The 17,192-nt window shown below is 38.6% G+C and carries 24 protein-coding genes and 2 pseudogenes; 5 read left to right on the top strand and 21 right to left on the bottom strand.

The features are described from left to right. Positions 1 to 31: 31 nt before the first annotated feature. From LEP1GSC059_RS10265 to LEP1GSC059_RS24860, 21 genes and pseudogenes are all read right to left on the bottom strand, one after another. Positions 32 to 715 (bottom strand): hypothetical protein, encoded by a 684-nt coding sequence (locus LEP1GSC059_RS10265; protein WP_017213347.1) that lies wholly within the window; start codon positions 713 to 715, stop codon positions 32 to 34. Between the two features lie 36 nt (positions 716 to 751). Then, positions 752 to 1,366, bottom strand: coding sequence for a hypothetical protein (locus LEP1GSC059_RS10260; protein WP_017213348.1), 615 nt, complete (start codon positions 1,364 to 1,366; stop codon positions 752 to 754). Then, positions 1,359 to 1,661: a hypothetical protein gene (locus LEP1GSC059_RS10255; protein WP_017213349.1), complete on the bottom strand. Its 303-nt coding sequence runs from the start codon at positions 1,659 to 1,661 to the stop codon at positions 1,359 to 1,361. The genes LEP1GSC059_RS10260 and LEP1GSC059_RS10255 overlap by 8 nt, the downstream gene beginning before the upstream one ends. Continuing rightward, the gene (locus LEP1GSC059_RS10250) at positions 1,662 to 2,765 is read right to left on the bottom strand and encodes a hypothetical protein (RefSeq protein ID WP_017213350.1); all 1,104 of its coding nucleotides are present in this window, start codon (positions 2,763 to 2,765) and stop codon (positions 1,662 to 1,664) included. It abuts the gene before it with no gap. A gap of 110 nt (positions 2,766 to 2,875) precedes the next feature. Further along, entirely contained in the window at positions 2,876 to 3,448 is a 573-nt protein-coding gene (locus LEP1GSC059_RS10245) for a hypothetical protein (RefSeq protein WP_036057434.1), read from the bottom strand. A 302-nt stretch (positions 3,449 to 3,750) separates the two neighbouring features. Beyond that, positions 3,751 to 4,914 (bottom strand): replication initiation factor domain-containing protein, encoded by a 1,164-nt coding sequence (locus LEP1GSC059_RS10240; RefSeq protein ID WP_020980675.1) that lies wholly within the window; start codon positions 4,912 to 4,914, stop codon positions 3,751 to 3,753. A 185-nt stretch (positions 4,915 to 5,099) separates the two neighbouring features. Continuing rightward, positions 5,100 to 5,480 carry a DUF736 family protein gene (locus tag LEP1GSC059_RS10235; protein ID WP_020980650.1) on the bottom strand — a complete coding sequence of 127 codons (381 nt, stop codon included), beginning with the start codon at positions 5,478 to 5,480 and terminating at the stop codon, positions 5,100 to 5,102. 13 nt (positions 5,481 to 5,493) lie between these two features. Then, the gene (locus tag LEP1GSC059_RS10230; protein WP_017213355.1) at positions 5,494 to 5,745 is read right to left on the bottom strand and encodes a hypothetical protein; all 252 of its coding nucleotides are present in this window, start codon (positions 5,743 to 5,745) and stop codon (positions 5,494 to 5,496) included. Positions 5,746 to 5,754: 9 nt separating this feature from the next. Further along, the gene (locus LEP1GSC059_RS10225) at positions 5,755 to 5,991 is read right to left on the bottom strand and encodes a hypothetical protein (RefSeq protein WP_017213356.1); all 237 of its coding nucleotides are present in this window, start codon (positions 5,989 to 5,991) and stop codon (positions 5,755 to 5,757) included. Further along, entirely contained in the window at positions 5,992 to 6,177 is a 186-nt protein-coding gene (locus tag LEP1GSC059_RS10220) for a hypothetical protein (protein ID WP_017213357.1), read from the bottom strand. A gap of 153 nt (positions 6,178 to 6,330) precedes the next feature. Beyond that, positions 6,331 to 7,173: a hypothetical protein gene (locus LEP1GSC059_RS10215; protein WP_017213358.1), complete on the bottom strand. Its 843-nt coding sequence runs from the start codon at positions 7,171 to 7,173 to the stop codon at positions 6,331 to 6,333. Continuing rightward, entirely contained in the window at positions 7,170 to 7,361 is a 192-nt protein-coding gene (locus tag LEP1GSC059_RS10210) for a hypothetical protein (RefSeq protein WP_001124228.1), read from the bottom strand. Before LEP1GSC059_RS10210 ends, LEP1GSC059_RS10215 begins: the two co-directional genes overlap by 4 nt. After that, positions 7,354 to 7,590 (bottom strand): hypothetical protein, encoded by a 237-nt coding sequence (locus LEP1GSC059_RS10205; RefSeq protein ID WP_017213359.1) that lies wholly within the window; start codon positions 7,588 to 7,590, stop codon positions 7,354 to 7,356. The genes LEP1GSC059_RS10210 and LEP1GSC059_RS10205 overlap by 8 nt, the downstream gene beginning before the upstream one ends. Positions 7,591 to 7,662: 72 nt before the next feature. After that, entirely contained in the window at positions 7,663 to 8,073 is a 411-nt protein-coding gene (locus LEP1GSC059_RS10200; RefSeq protein ID WP_155243426.1) for a hypothetical protein, read from the bottom strand. Positions 8,074 to 8,102: 29 nt separating this feature from the next. Further along, positions 8,103 to 8,309: a hypothetical protein gene (locus LEP1GSC059_RS10195; protein WP_017213361.1), complete on the bottom strand. Its 207-nt coding sequence runs from the start codon at positions 8,307 to 8,309 to the stop codon at positions 8,103 to 8,105. After that, positions 8,306 to 8,491: a hypothetical protein gene (locus tag LEP1GSC059_RS10190; RefSeq protein WP_017213362.1), complete on the bottom strand. Its 186-nt coding sequence runs from the start codon at positions 8,489 to 8,491 to the stop codon at positions 8,306 to 8,308. Before LEP1GSC059_RS10190 ends, LEP1GSC059_RS10195 begins: the two co-directional genes overlap by 4 nt. Then, positions 8,488 to 8,862: a hypothetical protein gene (locus tag LEP1GSC059_RS10185; protein ID WP_017213363.1), complete on the bottom strand. Its 375-nt coding sequence runs from the start codon at positions 8,860 to 8,862 to the stop codon at positions 8,488 to 8,490. Before LEP1GSC059_RS10185 ends, LEP1GSC059_RS10190 begins: the two co-directional genes overlap by 4 nt. Beyond that, the gene (locus LEP1GSC059_RS10180) at positions 8,859 to 9,068 is read right to left on the bottom strand and encodes a hypothetical protein (protein ID WP_017213364.1); all 210 of its coding nucleotides are present in this window, start codon (positions 9,066 to 9,068) and stop codon (positions 8,859 to 8,861) included. Before LEP1GSC059_RS10180 ends, LEP1GSC059_RS10185 begins: the two co-directional genes overlap by 4 nt. A gap of 230 nt (positions 9,069 to 9,298) precedes the next feature. Next, entirely contained in the window at positions 9,299 to 9,496 is a 198-nt protein-coding gene (locus LEP1GSC059_RS10170; RefSeq protein WP_017213366.1) for a hypothetical protein, read from the bottom strand. Next, positions 9,496 to 9,876 carry a hypothetical protein gene (locus tag LEP1GSC059_RS10165; protein WP_017213367.1) on the bottom strand — a complete coding sequence of 127 codons (381 nt, stop codon included), beginning with the start codon at positions 9,874 to 9,876 and terminating at the stop codon, positions 9,496 to 9,498. The genes LEP1GSC059_RS10170 and LEP1GSC059_RS10165 overlap by 1 nt, the downstream gene beginning before the upstream one ends. Positions 9,877 to 10,094: 218 nt before the next feature. Continuing rightward, positions 10,095 to 10,391 (bottom strand): annotated as a pseudogene (locus tag LEP1GSC059_RS24860) (IS481 family transposase); the annotation flags it as partial. An 861-nt stretch (positions 10,392 to 11,252) separates the two neighbouring features. Between LEP1GSC059_RS24860 and LEP1GSC059_RS10150 the strand changes: the two are divergent. The 5 genes and pseudogenes from LEP1GSC059_RS10150 to LEP1GSC059_RS10130 all read left to right on the top strand — a co-directional run bounded on the left by LEP1GSC059_RS10150 (position 11,253) and on the right by LEP1GSC059_RS10130 (position 17,187). Further along, positions 11,253 to 11,753, top strand: a complete 501-nt coding sequence (locus tag LEP1GSC059_RS10150; RefSeq protein ID WP_001971886.1) for an RNA polymerase sigma factor — start codon at positions 11,253 to 11,255, stop codon at positions 11,751 to 11,753. A gap of 37 nt (positions 11,754 to 11,790) precedes the next feature. Beyond that, complete coding sequence (locus tag LEP1GSC059_RS10145) at positions 11,791 to 12,870, top strand: FecR family protein (protein WP_017213369.1); 1,080 nt, start codon at positions 11,791 to 11,793, stop codon at positions 12,868 to 12,870. 66 nt (positions 12,871 to 12,936) lie between these two features. Further along, positions 12,937 to 13,488, top strand: coding sequence for a HAMP domain-containing protein (locus LEP1GSC059_RS10140; RefSeq protein ID WP_002179724.1), 552 nt, complete (start codon positions 12,937 to 12,939; stop codon positions 13,486 to 13,488). Positions 13,489 to 13,916: 428 nt separating this feature from the next. Continuing rightward, positions 13,917 to 14,624, top strand: coding sequence for a FecR family protein (locus LEP1GSC059_RS10135; protein ID WP_017213370.1), 708 nt, complete (start codon positions 13,917 to 13,919; stop codon positions 14,622 to 14,624). 439 nt (positions 14,625 to 15,063) lie between these two features. Beyond that, positions 15,064 to 17,187 (top strand): annotated as a pseudogene (locus LEP1GSC059_RS10130) (hypothetical protein). The last annotated feature ends 5 nt before the right edge of the window (positions 17,188 to 17,192 follow it).

Below are 17,192 nucleotides of genomic sequence, written 5' to 3'. Positions count from 1 at the left end.
ATTTTTGATTCATTGGTTTTAGGTCTTAAATCTATCTCTCTACGCTAACACTCTTCAAAAAGATGTTTGCGGGAGTTTGGAACTCTAAGAGATAGTTGTCGATTTCTGGAGGAAGTGGGATCGAAGGATCCTTGTCGATTTTGATGATCAAATCGACACCTTCCTGAGACGTCACAGGTAGAGGAGTTTTGAAAGAGACCATCTTTTGTTTCGATCGTTCCATCCAACCCGATTGAGGTTCGAAATGAATCACTCCAGGAGGAGGAAACACGACGTCGTTTGGATTTCCTTTTACAAACGGAAGAACGAGCCAAGGAATCGGCGACATGATCACCGAAAGAAGATCCTTCGCGACGATTTCGTCCCCGATTTTCATCGTGAACGAACCGGAATTTTGAATCATCGACAACCCTTTCAAAACCGCTACCGTTGCGTTGTTAAACGTGATCGTGGATTGATCCGGAGCTAAGAAACGGGCCGTTACAGCGATGAACTCCCCTTCTCCGTTCGGAAACGGGTTTTTCTCTCCGGTGTAATTCCGAAGATACGCAGGTTCTTCTTTTTTGAAGAGGTTGTATTCCATTACACCACTCTTTAAGATCGCAGTGGTCCTAAGAGTTTGGTTGTAAAACGGTAGTTTTCTTGCTCCCGTAACAACTCGTTTCCTGGTTGTAGGATCAATTCCGTATGTTCTTTTTGTGAGTGTTCTTCTCATTGCAAATTCTCCTAAAATTGCGTATATTCTAAAATTCTAAATCAGTCCGCCCGCATATTCGCGCACCGGTTCGTCTCCGTAGAGGCCGCCTTCGTCTCCGGAAAGATCATCGTCCCCATAAAGTCCGTCATCTCCGGAAAGGCCGTCGTCTCCATAGAGACCGTTCTCATCCCCGTGGACCGTTTGGTCCGCAAGGGGAACGAAATCGTATACTGTTCCGTCGGATCCGGAAACTTGAGACTGTGTAGCCTGGATGAACTGTCCGACTTCATTCAAATTATTGAATACCATTCGTTTTTCGTTCGGATCCCCGCCTAAGGTATCGAGTCCGAAGATTTTGCCGGTGATCCGTTTGTCTTTGGCTTTCTCTTCGTCAAGCGCGCGAAGAATTCCAAACATGAGCATGACCGCCGCTCCGATGATTCCGTAGATCTTGAATTCCTTTTTGGGAAGAAATGCAGAGATCAGCGCGACCAGGATCGGAATGAAGATAGGGCGAGCTTTTTTCTTTGTGTCCATTGATTCCGGCACAAAGTTTTGTCCTAAATAACTAAGGGCCATTGCCGAAACGGTTATCCCCGCTCCGATGAGTGTATCGCCGTTAAAACCCTCTTTCAATGTGTCTATAAAAGAACCTTTTTTCTTAGCCACCGTAGATCTCCTTATTCAGTGCGTTAGCTCTCGTGACGTTTTCTTGCCACTCTTTGATGAGCTTTAGATTTTTTGAATGCGCTTCGTTTCTCTTTTCGAGATACTTCTCTTTATCGTCATTGGTCGCGTTGTGAGAAGGTTTTTTCGGATACTTGTGAAGTTTCGGTTTTTTCGTTGATTCGTATCGTTTCGTAATCAACTTCAAACCAGAAAACTTCTTCTTCGTAGTTACCCGACGCTTTGTAGTTTTACGTTTTGTCGTTTTGCGTTTTGACTTAGAACTTTTCTTAGCCATCTACTTCTTTCCTTTCATGTTATTCAGAACGACTACAAGAACGATAATGGCCGCGAGGCCGCCTCCGGCATAAAGAAGCATCTTATCGTCTTTCTTGTCATCGTTTCCGTTTGGATTTGGTGCAGGTGGTCCCTCTCCGCTCCCGCCTCGACTCGAACTATACGTTAAAGCGAACTTCCCTTCGGAAGTTTTTGAAAGCGCGGGATTAGAAAAATTTCTATTCTGTGCAGGAACCGCTTTTCTTACAGGTGCACGATTCGCGGGTTGCAAAAGTTGAGCGAGTGAGCTAATCGAGTTTGCTCGTGCCTGGCTTTTGGCTTGTGTTCTTTGATTTTGAATGTTTGAAAACTGACTGAGAGTATTGGTAATCATCGGAGCCGCGGCCATTGCGGCTTGAAAAAAACCGAGTTCTCCGTTTAATGAGTCGCCGAAACCAGATTCATCATACGCAGGACCGGGATTTTCTTCGGAAAAAGATTCTTCTGAAACTTGTCCTGATTCGTCAGGCATTTCCTCCGGTTGTTCCTCTTCTCCACCTTCCTGGCTTGCTCCCTGTCCTTGGCCGACAGCTTGTAATACGTCCGGAACCGCCTCTAACGCTTTGCCTGCAAATTTACCTACGTCTTTAACACTTTTTTGTAATGTCTTTCCGTAGTCTTTAAGCGCTTTCTGTCCAGTCTTTAAAACGTCCTTTCCTGCTTTTTGAATCGATCTTGTCGCGCCTTTCAATCCTTTGGAAAGTCCACTCGTATTGATTTTCATTCCGCGAAACGATGGAAGGCGTCCGAAAGAAGGAAGTCTAAAACCACGACCGAAGAGCCGCGCCATTCCAAACATTCCAAGCTCGTCGCCGGATAAAGCGATCGACATCGCGTCATCGTGATACAACGTTCCGAGTCGAACCGGAATCACCGAGTTTTCCTCTCCGGAAAGTTGTGCTCTCGAAGGAGAATGATAGTCTAACTCTTCAACATAAAAGTCTCCGTTTAAGATTCCGTTTCCAAGATCGTCTGTAGGAATATACTTTCCTTTTACACGTAAAAGAACTACGTCTTCCGGAAGCTCCGTTCTTTGATCACCTTCTAAAGTATATCGAAACGTCATATTGATTTCTCTTTCGATAGACTAACACCGACGAAATCAAAAGTACAGAATATTTCGGGGTAAAACTCCTTTAGTCATTTCTAATGTTTCACTAAAGTTCTGCTAAAGTTTCATTTTTTGAATTTTTTTTCAAAGTCTTTGAGGAAGAACTCTTCTCGGAACTTTTCTCCGTATAATTTTTGTCCGAACGAGCATCGATTTGAATATGTTGCATCAACTGTATACCAATGTCCGTTTAGAAATACTTCCGGGTAAATGTGATGAGGCTTTTCAGCCTGTCCGCAAACGACTGCACGACAAGGCACGTTATGAAAGATCGCCCACGACAAAATCGGAATCGTTTTGTCGTCACAGTCCCGGATCGGAAACCAGGGAAGTCTTGTAAATTTAAAACGACTGACTGTTTCGAGCCCCGGAGGGTCGGCACAATACGGAAGAGACCGAATGAAGTTATACAATTCAAAAATGCTTTTGTGTAAATACTCGCCTAAGTCTTGCGGATATGAGTAAGCGATTCGAAAAACGTCCTCAACTGTATCTTGATATGATCCCAACGGAACGAGGGTTGAGCGGATCACTCCAAGAGAAGGATCTTTTTCAAACAATTTGAATATGAGTTCGAAGGACTCTTGATCCTTCTTCGGAAGTTTCTGGATAATTTCTTTTAAGTCATTTGGAATCACAAAAAAGATTCCAGAACCCACTTTCAAAAAAGCACAAGACCTTTATTTTTTAAGGTTTCGCTAATGTTTCGTTTTCGAAAAAATAAATTTCGCCGATTTATTTTCTGCTTCTTAAAAGAATTCGCGGATACAAATAGAAAATGTGAATTTTAAGAGTATTTACCGAATGAAAGGAATATGACGGGACTTTAATTTACTAAATGTTTCACTAAAGTTTTAGTAAAGTTTCATTAAGGTTTTACTAAAGTCCCGTTAAAGTAGCACTAAGGTTTCAGGAAGGTTTCACTAAAGTTCCGTTTTGATTAAAACGGAACCTCGTTGAAGCGAGTTTGCATTACTTTTTCTCGCTTTTCTCTCTCTTCTTTCAGAATTGTTTGGTATTTTTTATTTTTTTCAAATTTTTCCTTACCGTCTTTGAGAAAATCGTTCAAATATTCATCACCATAGAATTCGGTTAGAAGATACGCGGCTCCGGAGGCTTGAGTTCTTAACCAGTTATCAATATTTTGCAATCCAGATTCATTTTTAGGAAGTCCGATCGATTGTCCTTCCGACGTTTTTAAAAAATTTGTCCACCAACTGCAAGGAACCCAGAAATGTTTTTGCTTTTCAGATAAATAGTAATGATTTAAATCATTTTTTTTCTGAACGTAGGTCGGTTCTAAAAATTTTAAATAGTAAAATGCAGTTTTAGGAAAACTTCTATCTTCAAATTTTGCTCTCCTGGGATCTGGAAATCTTTCATTCGAGTTTGTGATTTCTCCGGTCTCCGGAACTACATTCCAAGTTGGGTTACAATACTGATCCGCGGCTTGGTGAGTAAGCTGAAATTCTAACCGATTCCAGACCGGCCAGACGCATTCCGGACCAACCTGCTTTTTCTTGTCATAGATTCGGACAAACGTATTACTTCCTCGAAACGCTCCGATATAAATTGTATATCCGTGACGACCTATTTTATGATCTTTGAATAGACTTCCAGTCTCGACTAAATTTACAGGAGCTTCGAATTTACTAAATCCACGGAACCGCGTCGCTACATGCTTTCGGTTTAGCATTTCATAGATATGAGGTAGGTTCAAATGGCCTTCATAATCATCTAAGGCTAAATCGATTCGAGTGAATCGCCCGTTTAACTTGATTACTTCGGAAATCAATCTATTCAATCCGAGAGAAGAAGAGCGAAACGAAAACAACGCTTTGGAAGAAAGTGAAATGTAAATTTTCTGACTTTTCCTTTCTGGAGAAAACGCACCGAATACATCCCCCGGAGCGCGGAATCTATGGGTGTGTCCGGTATTCGATCCTTTTTCCTCGATTTGAGGCTCTCCAAATACGTTACGAATCCATTCCCAGGCTTTTTCCGAATACTCGATTGAAAAGGACAACCAATCCACAAACGGAAGTTTTAGGTTTTCGGGAACAGATATGGCCGCCAAAGAAGGACTTTGATTTAAAGAATTCATATTCTTACCTTTAATTGTTTTGGATTTATTAAATTAAGTTAGCAAGGGGGTATTTACTAACCCCCCTCGCCTCCGGCGGAATGCCGGACACAAAAAAAACCGGAGGACGTTCCCGTCCCCCGGCCTGCCTATGGTGTTGCTTTATCCCCTTAGCTTCCCAGCCACAAAATAAAGCCTGTTTCTCATCAGTAAGGAACCTCTTCCTCGGTTGGTTTCTTCTCAGTTGGTTCGGAATAGGAAACGTTGAACCGTCCTTCCGTTTCTCGATCCGGAAATAACGCAAAATTCAGCTTGCCTTGTAAGGAAAGCGGCGCGACTATTTCGCAAGAAAGATACTCCTTAGATCCATTCTTTGAGGTTTTTTTCCAAACGGCGCCCACCCGATTCTTTGCGTAGTAAACTAAGTAGTCGGGTGCGTTGTCGTTTGCTTCCGGAGAATTTTTCTTTGCGTTTTTTCCGACAAAGAATTCCATTTTCGGAGAAAAAGGAAGATTGATTTCCAAGTTGAAAAATTCGTTTCCTTCTTTATCCAACTTCGCTTGCATAAATCCTAATGTGTTACTCATGCGTTAGCCTCCTTTAGTCTACTTCGAGAGAGCCCAAATCGGTTCCGCTCTCTTCTTGTTCGTTGTCGATCGGAATCAGTTCGTTCGGAATCGGTTTGAACAAATTTTTTTCGAGAATTGCTTTCTCTAAAAGTTGAAACTTAGATTCAGAAATCGTAAACGAGTAGTTTCCGCTTCCCTCCATAAGTTTTATCTGAATCCGAGGGATCTTTGTTTCGTCTGTGGAAGGGTTGATTTCAACCGCTCCGTTTTGGTAAATACCCATTGTCTTTTTTTACTCCTTTAGTTTTTTTGAATGCTTCTCGCCTACCGGCTCGGGATTTACAGGCTCACTACCAAGGCAGTCGATTTTTTTCCACTCCGGTTTGTAATTCTCCGGAGGAATTACAGTCCCTCGAAACGTTGCGTAGAGTTCTCGACTCCAGTCCTTGCCGTCTCCCTTCGGGGTATAACGAGGTTTAGGCGGTTCTCGCTTATCTCGCTTCGAGTCGTAGTAGTAAGCGTGGCTCATCTAACCAGGATTAGCTCCTAACGCTTGTTCAAGTTGCTCTTGAACTTCTTTGATGTTCTCCCCCGAGGCGGCGTTTTTCTGAATGATCTCAATCATCTTTTTATCGATGATTGTCATCTCAGAAACCTTTAAAACGATCATAGACCCGTCGTCGCAGATTAGGTTGATCGCAACTATTCGATTCATCTTTTTATTCTCCTATTTTTATGAGCGCGGCTTTGATAAGTTCACGATCCTTTGAACTTAAATACGACTCGACTTTTGGGAATATCAGATGAAAGATTTCCTTTATTAGTGAAATCTTATACTTCAATTCCTGGATTTCTCTTTCTTGACTCTTCATTCAGTCCCCCTGTTTAATAATTTAGAAAGCGCGTCCGAATCCTCTCCCGATCCGAGCATACCCATGACTTCCGAAATGACTGATTGCAAGGCTTGAGGGTTCCCGGCCAGAGCGGGAACAGACGGTATTTCTACCCCGAATATTTTTGACATGAAAGTCGAAGCCAACGGGTGGCTCAGTAGTTGAATGATCATATTTACGTCGAAACTCGAAGCAGGTTCGGGGATTACTATTTTTTGTTCTTTTCTCAATCTGCTTTCGATTGATTTCGTAAGTTGCTCTTTAGCCTCTTCGAGTTTGTTTAGATTCCCTTGGGTTAGTGCCAGTTCAAACTTGTGGGTTGAATTCAGTCGTTCGATTTCGTTTCTATACGATTCTTTGATTCTCTCGATTTCGTTTTTGTGGCTATCAATTAGAGACGCAATCTTTGTTTCCCAGATCAGTCGATCGGATTCCCTCCTTTGATCGATTTCCTTTTGATCTTCTTTTCTAAGGGCCAATAAAGCGTTGAGTGCGGAAACGGGAATATTCCCATCCAGAATATTCGTATTTTGTAAACTGTTTGGAGTTTCTTGGACGGCCTCTTCGGGTTGTATTTGATTCTTGTTTGGTAGTCTGAATTCAAATGCAGAGCGTGGGCTTTCTTCTTCTTCCGACACTTGGAAAACTTCTACTGAGTAATCTCCGGACGGAAGCCAAGAAGGAATTTTCAATACGTTTTGTGAATGGAGTATATTGGCTTTCGAATTGGAAAAAGATATTCTAAACTTTGTTCCTGCTTCCGAGTTGGCCGATATGGCTTGCAAGGCTCGTTTCGCTTCTTTTAAATCTAAAATCATAACTTAGGTTCCTTTGGTGCAAGCGGACCCTCTTCTAACGCGATTCGAATCGTCTTCGTTGAAATCTTTCCATTCGGTCCGAGGTATTTTTTTGCGAGTTTTTTCGCCGTATCTCTTTTGGAATGTCCGTTACGCGTCATCGTCTTCACATCTTCGCAGAACTCTACGGTTCTTAAAATCTTAGGCATTGCGTCGCCTCCTGCAATTTGTATTGGAAGGTAGGCAAACCATTCCCTTCGACTTTACGGTTCCGCAAAATTCGCATGGCTCCATTTCAGTTGTTTGAGGAAGTCCGTTTAGTTCTTGGGTCTCTTTATTAAAGATTTCTTTTTGGGCAACACTCCGAATACCTTTTAGTGTCTCGTCGAGAAATCCGGCAAGGTGAGCTTCAAGAACGTCTTTCGTCTTCTTATTCACTTCGAGGTCTCTCTTCGGTTTGCAAGGTTATCGAGATAGAAAAGGCCGAATGCGAAAAGAGAACCTACGATTTCAATTAAGAGGAGTTCCATTTGATTCCTCTTTTTGTAATACACGAATCCGTGATTCGATTTTCTCCATTAAGTCCTCTAATGCGTTTCCTATGACACAATGATCCACCGAACCAAACTTATCACAAAAGATATTATCAAGTATTCTTTCGTGAAATTTAAGAGACTTAAGAAAACCCTCCAGCTTCTTAGAAGTGTCTTCAGGCGAAGCTGCAATTTTTTCTATAGCGGTATCGGCTAAATGTTCTAACGTCTGATCCGAAACCCCTTCTAAAGTAAGAGGTGGTAAAAAAAAGCCATCTGGTTTGATTAGCTTTCGAAACTTCCGATCCCGATTCTCTTCAGATAAAAAAATCGCAAAAAGAGCGACTAACGCGCCCAGCACTATGCTTAAAAATATTGTAATCATCATACCCATACCTCTTTATGTCTCATTGTATATTACAAAAAACGACTGCTTCCTAATGTTAAACGAAGATCCCGAAATCCTGCGGTGATACAGATTCTACAACGATTCATTTGATACAGAACTGTCGTGGCTCTTCCGCACTTGGAACATGTTTTGATGTGCGTTTGGCTTCCGGGCTTTACTTCCGGAAGTCCTTTTACTTTGAGTTCGCTATTCAGTTCGTCTATAAAGTCTTTCATTTGCCCTTTCCTACCCAAAATATGAACACGCCAGTGATGAATACCGACAAATACCAAGAAAACGAAGTAAACAAAAGTGCACCGTCGTGCGGTTCCGGATTCAATGCCTCAATCAAAAACGAAAGAAAAAACGCAACGGCCATTCCGACGAAAAAACAAATTAGATATTTAGAATATTTCATGCGGAAACGAACTCCGGTTTGTTAAGTTGAATGAGGTTTCGAATTGCGTTTATCAATCGATTCACCGCGATTTTTTTCTCAGGGTTTTGGAGAGCGGACAGGACTACGTCCTGATCGATCGAATTTCGTCCGTTTGAGAAGTGCAAATGCAGTGTTCCGATTTTATCAGAATGCTCAAATGGAATAACGCTCTGATCCGTTGAGCAAATCGTAACCCTTCCGATCCCGGGACTCAATTCGTGAGTTAAAGTTTGAAACAGTTTGAAGGTTGATAAGAATTCCTTCACGTGCATCGTTATATTTTCAGACTCGAACGAATGCGCGTAAATCGAAACAGGACCGTGACTAAATTCAATTGTTTTGATTTTCATAGAAAAACCTCACGCCCATCTCTTAAAAATTGTTTTGCGCCTTGTAGTGTAATTGGAAAACAACGAGTAGGCCAAGCCCAAGATGCAACCCAAAGAGAGCCGTCTCTTAGGTGAATGTAATCTTCGTTGAGAGTTAAATCAGTTCCCCTTCTAAGCAAAGAGGCGTTTTTTTTCCGTCTTTTGACGACGAGCTTGGAAACTCTCATGCGAACGAACTCCATTTTTTTGATTCAATGAATTTGTGAGCTACGCAGTTTTTTAACATGTCGAAAATCTCAATAGCTGTTATCTCCAGCGAGTTCGTTTTCTTAAAAATTCTGGATGCCTTTTGTTTAGCACCCAGAAGAGATTTCGAAACCACTCTGAACGAATGCTCATGAGATCCGTTTGAACGAGAAATGATAAACATGATTTGGAATTCGTTCATGGGTTTGTCTTAGGCCACTACTTCCATCTTTTCTAATTTAGATTTGATAGACTCAATTGTTATTATATCCCGCTTGTGACACTCCACCATCCCAAGGCATCTTTGCTCTTTCTCAAAAAATTCGATTTCGTATTGGAGTTGACTGATTCTAAATCCAACCAGCATCCTAAGCTCAATCAATTCGCCTAATGTTAGTGTTGTTTCCATTATCGTTTTCCTTTGTTTTTTATCTCATCTGTATCTATGCAAAACTGATAATACATGGTCACAGAAATCCGAATGATTTCCTCCAAGTTCTTCCGCGCTGAAGTTTTGATATTGTTCCCGATGGCTTGAATGGCCGCATCGTCGTCGAAGGTTTTTAATGCGAATTGCCCACGCTGAAATCTGTCTCGGATCTCGGAGGCGTTTTGAATGATAGAGCCAACTTTCCCCGACCACCAGTTTAGGCTTCCGGGTTTAAATTCGTTGTCTTCCCTACTTGCGAGCTTTTGAAGTGCGTTAGTTTGAGCTTCTTTAAAGGTTTCAATGATCTTTAATATCTGTTGATCATTGTGTGATTGTGATATTGGTTTAGTTTTTGCCATAAATATTTAGATTTCTTAGGCAAAAAACCGGATTCATTAATACGAAATGAATTACTTCATTATTATAAAATGAATTTCTAATGTGACGATAATTCTACTTCCTCTTTTGTATCTTATGTCTCATTTCTGGGATGATAAAATGAACGTATCCATACATACTTTACACATTATACTCAATACATCCTTTACAAAAAGAAACGTAAACATGCAACCCACGATCAAACAATTGGCATAGGATTCTTATATTGCAACACTTTTCCAGTGAACGTATCGATTACCCCGAGTGCCGCTTTGTGAAATATAATTCTTACGTGACGATCCGAAATGTCTTGAAGTCACACCGACTCTTCAGCAAGAGCTGAAGAAAGGAAGATGCGATGGCCAGCAAAATAAATATTACCTAAATCGTTCACTGGAGTGACCACTATGTTCGTCGGATAGAAAGCCTCCGGAAGATCAGGTGGAAAGACTTTTTGAGATCCTTTGTAGTATGATTTTGGAAATTCGGATTTCAGATTCTTTTTTATTTCTATCAAATAATAATTTTTAAATTCTCTACTACGACCATTGCAACTTTATTCGGGCCGAACTTGGTATTTTGTGTAATAGATGATTTTTGTAAGAACAAAAAATAAATCCAAAAATGCTTTTGAGTTTGTCTTCGAAAAGGAATTGGAAATCCCAACATCAGATCCATATTTAACGTAAGTTCTGCGTAAGAAAATAAGAAAGAATTTTTTAAAGTATGAGTTCTTACAATTTTAGAATTTGTCCGTAAAATCGTGATTTGTGATAGTTCCCACATTTTAGGAATCGATCTGCAAAATTCAAATCTAAATTTTTTCAGGAAATAAACCTATAACTGAAATATCGTTATTTGTCCTTTTTTCTGAAAAATCGATTCAATATGCGGTCTGACGTTTTTAGCACGAAATTTTCTCCCTACACCAAAAAACTCACATTAATTTAAAATTCAAAAATAAAACACCAAACAGAAAAACCTATCTAAAAGACAAGATATTACAAAGATCTGTAACAATGAAATGAGTCGATTATGTCCGTAACCTAATTATAGTTTTGCGAAAAATTTATCTTTTAATGCAAGAAATTATGGATTGATTCTTTTGTAAGACGAAACCTTAATTTAAAGGTCTCCAAAATACAAAATAACAATCTCAAATTCTCTTTTGAATTCAGAAAAGTGGCAAAATGATAGAGACAAAAAAATATACTATCCTTTTAAAAAAAAAACTATATTTTGCAAAAAATGAACACTCATCCTGTTAGCATAGAAATAGAAGTAAAGACAAAGGAATTTACTTGAAATCGGGTTTCGCAATTTCAACTTAGTTCCAATGACTGCTCGGAAAGATTTTATGGATGCTCTCTATCGAGAGTACAGTGGAAAAATCTTTGATTTTCTCTATAAATATAGTTCCGGGAATCCTGAAATTGCGATGGATCTGATGCAGGATACATTTCTGAATTTTTTCAGGAAATATTCCGATACAGATATAGACCAGGAACAAGCGATCCGTTTGCTTTATACGATCGCTCGGAACCGCTCCATCAATTATTCCCGGAAGTTTTCCACGGTAAAGGAAAGTGGAAATTCCGAAATGCAGGAGTTTCAGGAACAAAAACTTTCTTTTGTCAGGAAGGCAGAACTAAAGGATTTAGAAGAACGTCTATTAGTCTGTTTGGATGAACTTGAAGAAGACGAAAAATATGCCTTGATTCTTCGATTTATGGAGGACTACAATCTGACTACCATAGCAGAAATTATGAATATATCGGTATCGACAGCTTCTCGTCTAATCGTCAAAGCGACAGCGAAAGTGACCGAAATCGCAGAAAAAAAGAATTTGAAACCCTAATCGTAGAGTTTAAATAAAAAGGGAATAAAAAAAGGGAATGAAAAGGGAACAAAAGATTCAAGAAATTCTTTTTGAAGGAAAACAAAATGATCTTAGTCCTTCCATAGAATGGTTATCTAAAGGTTTAAGCAATTCTTGGGTAGAATATTCACCCAAGAAATCGGATTTTGAATCTCTTTATGCCAAGGCCAACAACGTAGATTCTTCTAAAGTATTTTCCTTTTCATATTTTACAAAAAACAAATTCGTTTGGGGAATTTCGGCGGCGGCGATATTTCTTTTTACAATCACATTAGGGTATTATTCTATTCTTAAGGATAACCCCTCTCTCGGAGTTGAAAAAGGAGGCGTAGAAATTTCACAAGTAGAAGGAGAGGCCTACCTCACCTCCTCCGATCCAAATGACAAAATTCTTTTAAAACCAGGAGTACGAATCCAAGAAGGTCAGAGAGTAATCACTGGTTCCGGAGCCATTTTAAATTTAAAAGTGTCCGATGGAATTGTAGTGAGAATACTTTCCGATTCGGAAGTTTCCTTTCGATTAATCGATCTTTCCACACATTACAAAATTGGAATCGATTTAGAAAAAGGAGAATTATTAGCACATATTCATAAAAATCTTAAAAAAGAAGAATTTATAGTTCGTTCTGAAAATTTAAGCGCGGAAGTACGGGGCACAAGTTTCAGTTTTCAAAATGTTCCCGGACAAGGGACCAAAGTAGAAGTTTTAGAAGGTCGAATAGCAGTCAGTACTCACGTAGAATCTCAAAAATCAGCTCCAGAAGGTGAACAAGTTCTGGAGCCAAATCAGGGAATTTTCGTAAATCAAAAAGGTTTTGTTCGCAGCCATTTGAACGATTCTGAAAAGAATCGTTTAGAAACTGAGTTCGAAAAACTACCGATCGAAAACATTCCTAGAGATAAATATCGAACCTATTCAAGCAGACAAGAGTTACTAACGGACTTCCAAAGATTAGAAAAAATTATTTTGATCGATGGAAAAGAAATCGAAGGTGTAATCGTAGATATGGATGAAAAGGCAATGTACATTCAAACTCTTGAAAAAGAAATTATCATTCAGAGAGAATCCGTCTCTGAAGTAATTCAACTCTACTAAAAACAAATTCTCTTTGACAGTCAGTCGGTAAATCGGGATATTTAGTTCGCGAGAGGACCCCATTACATGGCAATGACAAAAGAAGACGCCGGTAAAAAAAGAATTTTTAGTAACTACATCGTAGATCGAGATTTCCAATTTAAGTTTTTATTGAATTATTCTTTACTTATCGTTTTTGGTCTTGTTTTAACGTTAGGTTTTTTATACTGGTTAAACTATACCAAGTTTGATAAAGGAGTTGTTTTTCGTTTAAGAAACGACCCTATCAAAGTGTATCAAAAAGGTTTTGAAGATCATAACGGAGTAGAAAAAGAAAAGTTTGTAGAAAGGGAAATTTTTCTTCCAGATTACGATCACAAATTAGACATGTTCACAATTCAAGTAAAAGGAATATTATTCTTATCCTGTTTGTTCTTGGGAATGACCGCGATCTTTACTGTATTCTATTCTCATAAAATGGCCGGTCCTATTTACAATATCAAAAATCAACTTAGAAAATTAGCAGCAGGAGAAGATCCAGTTCGGAAAATTAAAATTCGAAAAGGAGATGAATTTCAAGAACTTGCAGATCTTCTAAATCAGGTTATTGAAACCAGAATCAACAATCGAAAAGGCTGAATTTTTTCCCTCTAAAGATGATGTAACTTTCTTTCGTTGAATGTAATGAAAGAAAGTTTTTAAGAATGAATCTCAGATTACGAAACGACTTTTACCAATCCTATAAAATTAAGTATCTTAAATTTTTATCACAAAACACGATTTCAAAACAAAATATTTGGCGTTTACGTTATTTAACATGAATTCGGCATATGAAGATAAGAATGAATTTTTAAAAAATATGAGTTCCTACATTAGGATTTATCCTTAAAATTACAATTCGTGGTATTCCCACATTTTTGCAAAATTTAATGTGATTACAACAGATTTTAAGTTTCTTGTTTAGTGAAAAATATGTCCTTATATTGAACTCACATTATTTAGTTCTGAATAAGCAATTCGAAAATTAATTGTAGATTTTTTAAAAAAGCCATGTAAATTTTTCGGATATGATTCGTAACGTTTTATTCCTTGTTGTTTTTTTTCTATTACTACCTCAAATTCTTTTTGCAGATGAGGAAGTCGCAATTGTACTTTTTGTAACCGGAAAGGTTCAGTATTCTCAAACGGGGAAAACGGAAACACTTAAGAAAAACGTTATATTAACAAAAAACGCAAAAGTAGAAACTGGAGAAGGGAAAGCCGATCTACAATTAGGTGCAAATGCCGTAATTAGGATAGCCCCATTTACAAAAATTGAAATTGCAGAACTTTTTTCAGATAGTTCTAAAAACACTGCAAAGCTTACTTTAGTCTCTGGTAAACTATTTACAAACGTTCAAAAATCTAATAAAAAGGAAGAACTAGAAATCAGTTCCGCCTCTTACACCGCCGGAGTTCGCGGAACTCAATTTGTAATTAGCGAAGAAAAAACGAAAGCTCCTAAAAATGAGGATTCAGATATTCCTGAAGGAGTTTTTGTAAATGAAGGAGAAGTTGCGGTTCACCCCTCTTCAGGGAACGATTTGAATCTTCAAGCAGGGGAACAAGCATCTTGGAACGGTAAGGAATTGTTGGCGGAACCTCTCAAAGAATTTATGAAGGAGAAAATGAAAATCATTCAAAACTTTAAAACGATCAAAAGTGAAAATTACCAAATGCTTAAAGAACAAAAATTGAAAAATAAAGAACTTTTAGAAAACTTTCCTAAATCTTAATTTCATGTAAACATTCTTTGTAAAAAAATGGATCAATTCAAAATTCATAAAATCTTATATTTTACACGATCAGTAAAAAATAGAATTTTAAAGTAAATTGAAATTGTATGAGTTCCCACATCGAAAATGTTTTACGGTTTTATCAAAACATTGAAATTAAGATAAAAATTATATAAAAAGGTTTAGGAATTCGAAACCGGAACTACCAAGTTATGACGGGTATCTAACTACGAGTTTACGAAAAGACTATAGAATTTTACACACAAACCTTTTAAAAAGTAATACAAACAAATTCAAATTCACTTTTTAGAGTTGAAACCCCGCTTTATCCGATCTAAGATAGAATCGTTCGAAGTTTTGGAATTCAATTGTAGGATTCTCGAAAAGAGTTTTAAGAATCCTGCTTGACCCTAAAAAAAAGAAGCCTATATAGTTTTGCATGTTTTTTTTGGCCCAAGCACGTCCAGTTCTTATTTGGCCGGAATTTTCTTGGATTCCGGTTATCAATGGAACTATCTTTGTAGCCCTACTTTTACTTACAGGATATTATTTAGAAAAACGATTGCGTAATTCTATTGAACGCCGCGCGGCACTTAGAGCGAAAATTCTAAAAAAATTACCTCTTACCTACATGCACGGAAGGGACGTAATTCAAATCCATTCCTTTTTAGATAACGCCGGAGTTTCCGTTCTTCAAAAAATTGCTGAGTCTTCTTCTTGGTTTCAAGAAGTATTTCTTCCAGAACTTGCAACTTATCTTGCACATCAAGGAGAACTTCCCGCTTGGAGAGACGCAATCATATTCAAAAAATTGCAACATCTTGTGCACGATCTAGGTCCTCATCCAAAAAAAATACTACCGGTAGTATTTTTAACCGATGGGGAAGAAGCCTTCCCCGGTCTTTTGTATTCTGGACCTCCCGGACCGGACTTTGTACAAAAATCGATTCATGCAAAAGTATTCACAAAAAAACTCTATCATTCGTTTCCGGTTTCTACAGGAGATAAAATTCACGTTTTGTATTCTGGGGAAGATAGAGATTGGATTCGTTTTGACGCAAAGATTTATAGCTTAAACGGAAACGATTTAGGCATTCAAGTGGAAACGGCTCCCGAAAAAGATTCTGAAAAAACGAGAGCTTGGGGTGGAATCCAAATGGGAGGCGGAATTTTAGAAGATTCTACCTTACCGGATGAATTCCAAGGAAGTTTGTCTCAGATATTAAACTACGGTTCTATAAGTGCTTCTGGTACATCTGAAATTCAAAGAAGAGTACAAACATTCAAAGAACATCCTGGTTTAGTTCGAAAAGAACACAAACCAGAAGAGATACAGACATTTATAGAACTTTATTCGGCCTGTTATGCGAGATATAGATCGGACATATCTCCGGTTCCAAAGCCAGTTTTACTTTTTTTATATTTCTTTTATATGGACGAGAATTTACTTTCTCCCACAAGAATCGTTCAACTCTATGAAACTCTAGAAAAAATCAAAGACACACAAGACCCATATCCGTCCGATCATAAACTTGCGGTTTACTTTTTACCGGAATGGCTGGGACTAATACTTTCCGGAAAAAAAACTCCTTCCAGAAATCATCTCGCACAATCCTACGAACAAGTCCGTGCTTCTATGGTCCGCAAAACTGGAACGGACGAATACGCAGGAGAAAGCGGAACCGAAGATCTATTACATCTTTTAGATTGGGAATTAAGCAATTTATTATTTAACGGATTGATCGGAGTTTCTTCTAATCCAAATCTTGCTTATCCAATTCTTTCCGAAGATCAAATGTATGGAGAAACGGACGCGTTTTTAGTCACGCGCGAAAAAATAAATTCGGTCGTGGACCACGTTCATAAAATAGATAAGCATCTTTTTTACAGACAAATTTCCTTTGAACTGGAACAAACTCCTGGCAAACCGGAACTTGCAATGAAAGAAATTTGTCCGGATTGTATCATACTTCCAGTGTTCGGAAGCAGAGGAGTTTTATGACAAGAGATTACTTCTGGACTTAGTTCGAGAGGAAGACTTGTGTTTCCGCAAATTTTGAATGAGAATATGACTCTGGCGATTACAAGGACTTTAGGAGAATTTAGATGGGAAATCGAAAGAACGGTTCGAGGTAGAAAATGGAAAGATTCTTCTCCTCCTTCTCTAACTTCCGAATACTATCTTTATCTGGAAAACTATCGAAAATCCCCAGCCCTTACCCCCGATGCAAAAAAAGGAATCGATCAACAACTTTTGAAATATAGAAAAAATTTGAAAGACATGTTTGCTGCCGATTATTCATATTGGATCCTGTTCGAATCCTCTGGAAAACTCAGACTCAATCGAGTAGCCAGAGATATACTCAATCGATACGTTCCTTTTTCTCCTCAACTAAGAACCGAATTACAAAAACATCCTATTCTCAAAGAGTCGATGGATTCTTTTGAAGCCAAAAAAAGAAGACTCGTTTCGGGAATCAAAAAAAGATACAACCCTTACTTCCAGGCCGGAAATGTTCCGGTGGAGGTTTTAGAAACGATCCGATTTTTCGAAGAAATGTAAGAATA

Origin of the sequence: Leptospira noguchii serovar Panama str. CZ214, assembly GCF_000306255.2 — a bacterium.
Taxonomy (GTDB): domain Bacteria; phylum Spirochaetota; class Leptospiria; order Leptospirales; family Leptospiraceae; genus Leptospira; species Leptospira noguchii.
The sequence above is the reverse complement of the archived record's forward strand: the minus strand, read 5'-3'. Positions and strand labels throughout refer to the sequence as shown.

Excerpts from the sequence above, each read along its gene's own strand:
- LEP1GSC059_RS10265 (WP_017213347.1), bottom strand. The coding sequence starts at position 715 with ATGAGAAGAACACTCACAAAAAGAACATACGGAATTGATCCTACAACC.
- LEP1GSC059_RS10255 (WP_017213349.1), bottom strand. The coding sequence starts at position 1,661 with ATGGCTAAGAAAAGTTCTAAGTCAAAACGCAAAACGACAAAACGTAAA.
- LEP1GSC059_RS10250 (WP_017213350.1), bottom strand. The coding sequence starts at position 2,765 with ATGACGTTTCGATATACTTTAGAAGGTGATCAAAGAACGGAGCTTCCG.
- LEP1GSC059_RS10240 (WP_020980675.1), bottom strand. The coding sequence starts at position 4,914 with ATGAATTCTTTAAATCAAAGTCCTTCTTTGGCGGCCATATCTGTTCCC.
- LEP1GSC059_RS10235 (WP_020980650.1), bottom strand. The coding sequence starts at position 5,480 with ATGAGTAACACATTAGGATTTATGCAAGCGAAGTTGGATAAAGAAGGA.
- LEP1GSC059_RS10230 (WP_017213355.1), bottom strand. The coding sequence starts at position 5,745 with ATGGGTATTTACCAAAACGGAGCGGTTGAAATCAACCCTTCCACAGAC.
- LEP1GSC059_RS10225 (WP_017213356.1), bottom strand. The coding sequence starts at position 5,991 with ATGAGCCACGCTTACTACTACGACTCGAAGCGAGATAAGCGAGAACCG.
- LEP1GSC059_RS10220 (WP_017213357.1), bottom strand. The coding sequence starts at position 6,177 with ATGAATCGAATAGTTGCGATCAACCTAATCTGCGACGACGGGTCTATG.
- LEP1GSC059_RS10215 (WP_017213358.1), bottom strand. The coding sequence starts at position 7,173 with ATGATTTTAGATTTAAAAGAAGCGAAACGAGCCTTGCAAGCCATATCG.
- LEP1GSC059_RS10210 (WP_001124228.1), bottom strand. The coding sequence starts at position 7,361 with ATGCCTAAGATTTTAAGAACCGTAGAGTTCTGCGAAGATGTGAAGACG.
- LEP1GSC059_RS10200 (WP_155243426.1), bottom strand. The coding sequence starts at position 8,073 with ATGATGATTACAATATTTTTAAGCATAGTGCTGGGCGCGTTAGTCGCT.
- LEP1GSC059_RS10195 (WP_017213361.1), bottom strand. The coding sequence starts at position 8,309 with ATGAAAGACTTTATAGACGAACTGAATAGCGAACTCAAAGTAAAAGGA.
- LEP1GSC059_RS10190 (WP_017213362.1), bottom strand. The coding sequence starts at position 8,491 with ATGAAATATTCTAAATATCTAATTTGTTTTTTCGTCGGAATGGCCGTT.
- LEP1GSC059_RS10185 (WP_017213363.1), bottom strand. The coding sequence starts at position 8,862 with ATGAAAATCAAAACAATTGAATTTAGTCACGGTCCTGTTTCGATTTAC.
- LEP1GSC059_RS10180 (WP_017213364.1), bottom strand. The coding sequence starts at position 9,068 with ATGAGAGTTTCCAAGCTCGTCGTCAAAAGACGGAAAAAAAACGCCTCT.
- LEP1GSC059_RS10170 (WP_017213366.1), bottom strand. The coding sequence starts at position 9,496 with ATGGAAACAACACTAACATTAGGCGAATTGATTGAGCTTAGGATGCTG.
- LEP1GSC059_RS10165 (WP_017213367.1), bottom strand. The coding sequence starts at position 9,876 with ATGGCAAAAACTAAACCAATATCACAATCACACAATGATCAACAGATA.
- LEP1GSC059_RS10150 (WP_001971886.1), top strand. The coding sequence starts at position 11,253 with ATGGATGCTCTCTATCGAGAGTACAGTGGAAAAATCTTTGATTTTCTC.
- LEP1GSC059_RS10145 (WP_017213369.1), top strand. The coding sequence starts at position 11,791 with ATGAAAAGGGAACAAAAGATTCAAGAAATTCTTTTTGAAGGAAAACAA.
- LEP1GSC059_RS10140 (WP_002179724.1), top strand. The coding sequence starts at position 12,937 with ATGGCAATGACAAAAGAAGACGCCGGTAAAAAAAGAATTTTTAGTAAC.
- LEP1GSC059_RS10135 (WP_017213370.1), top strand. The coding sequence starts at position 13,917 with ATGATTCGTAACGTTTTATTCCTTGTTGTTTTTTTTCTATTACTACCT.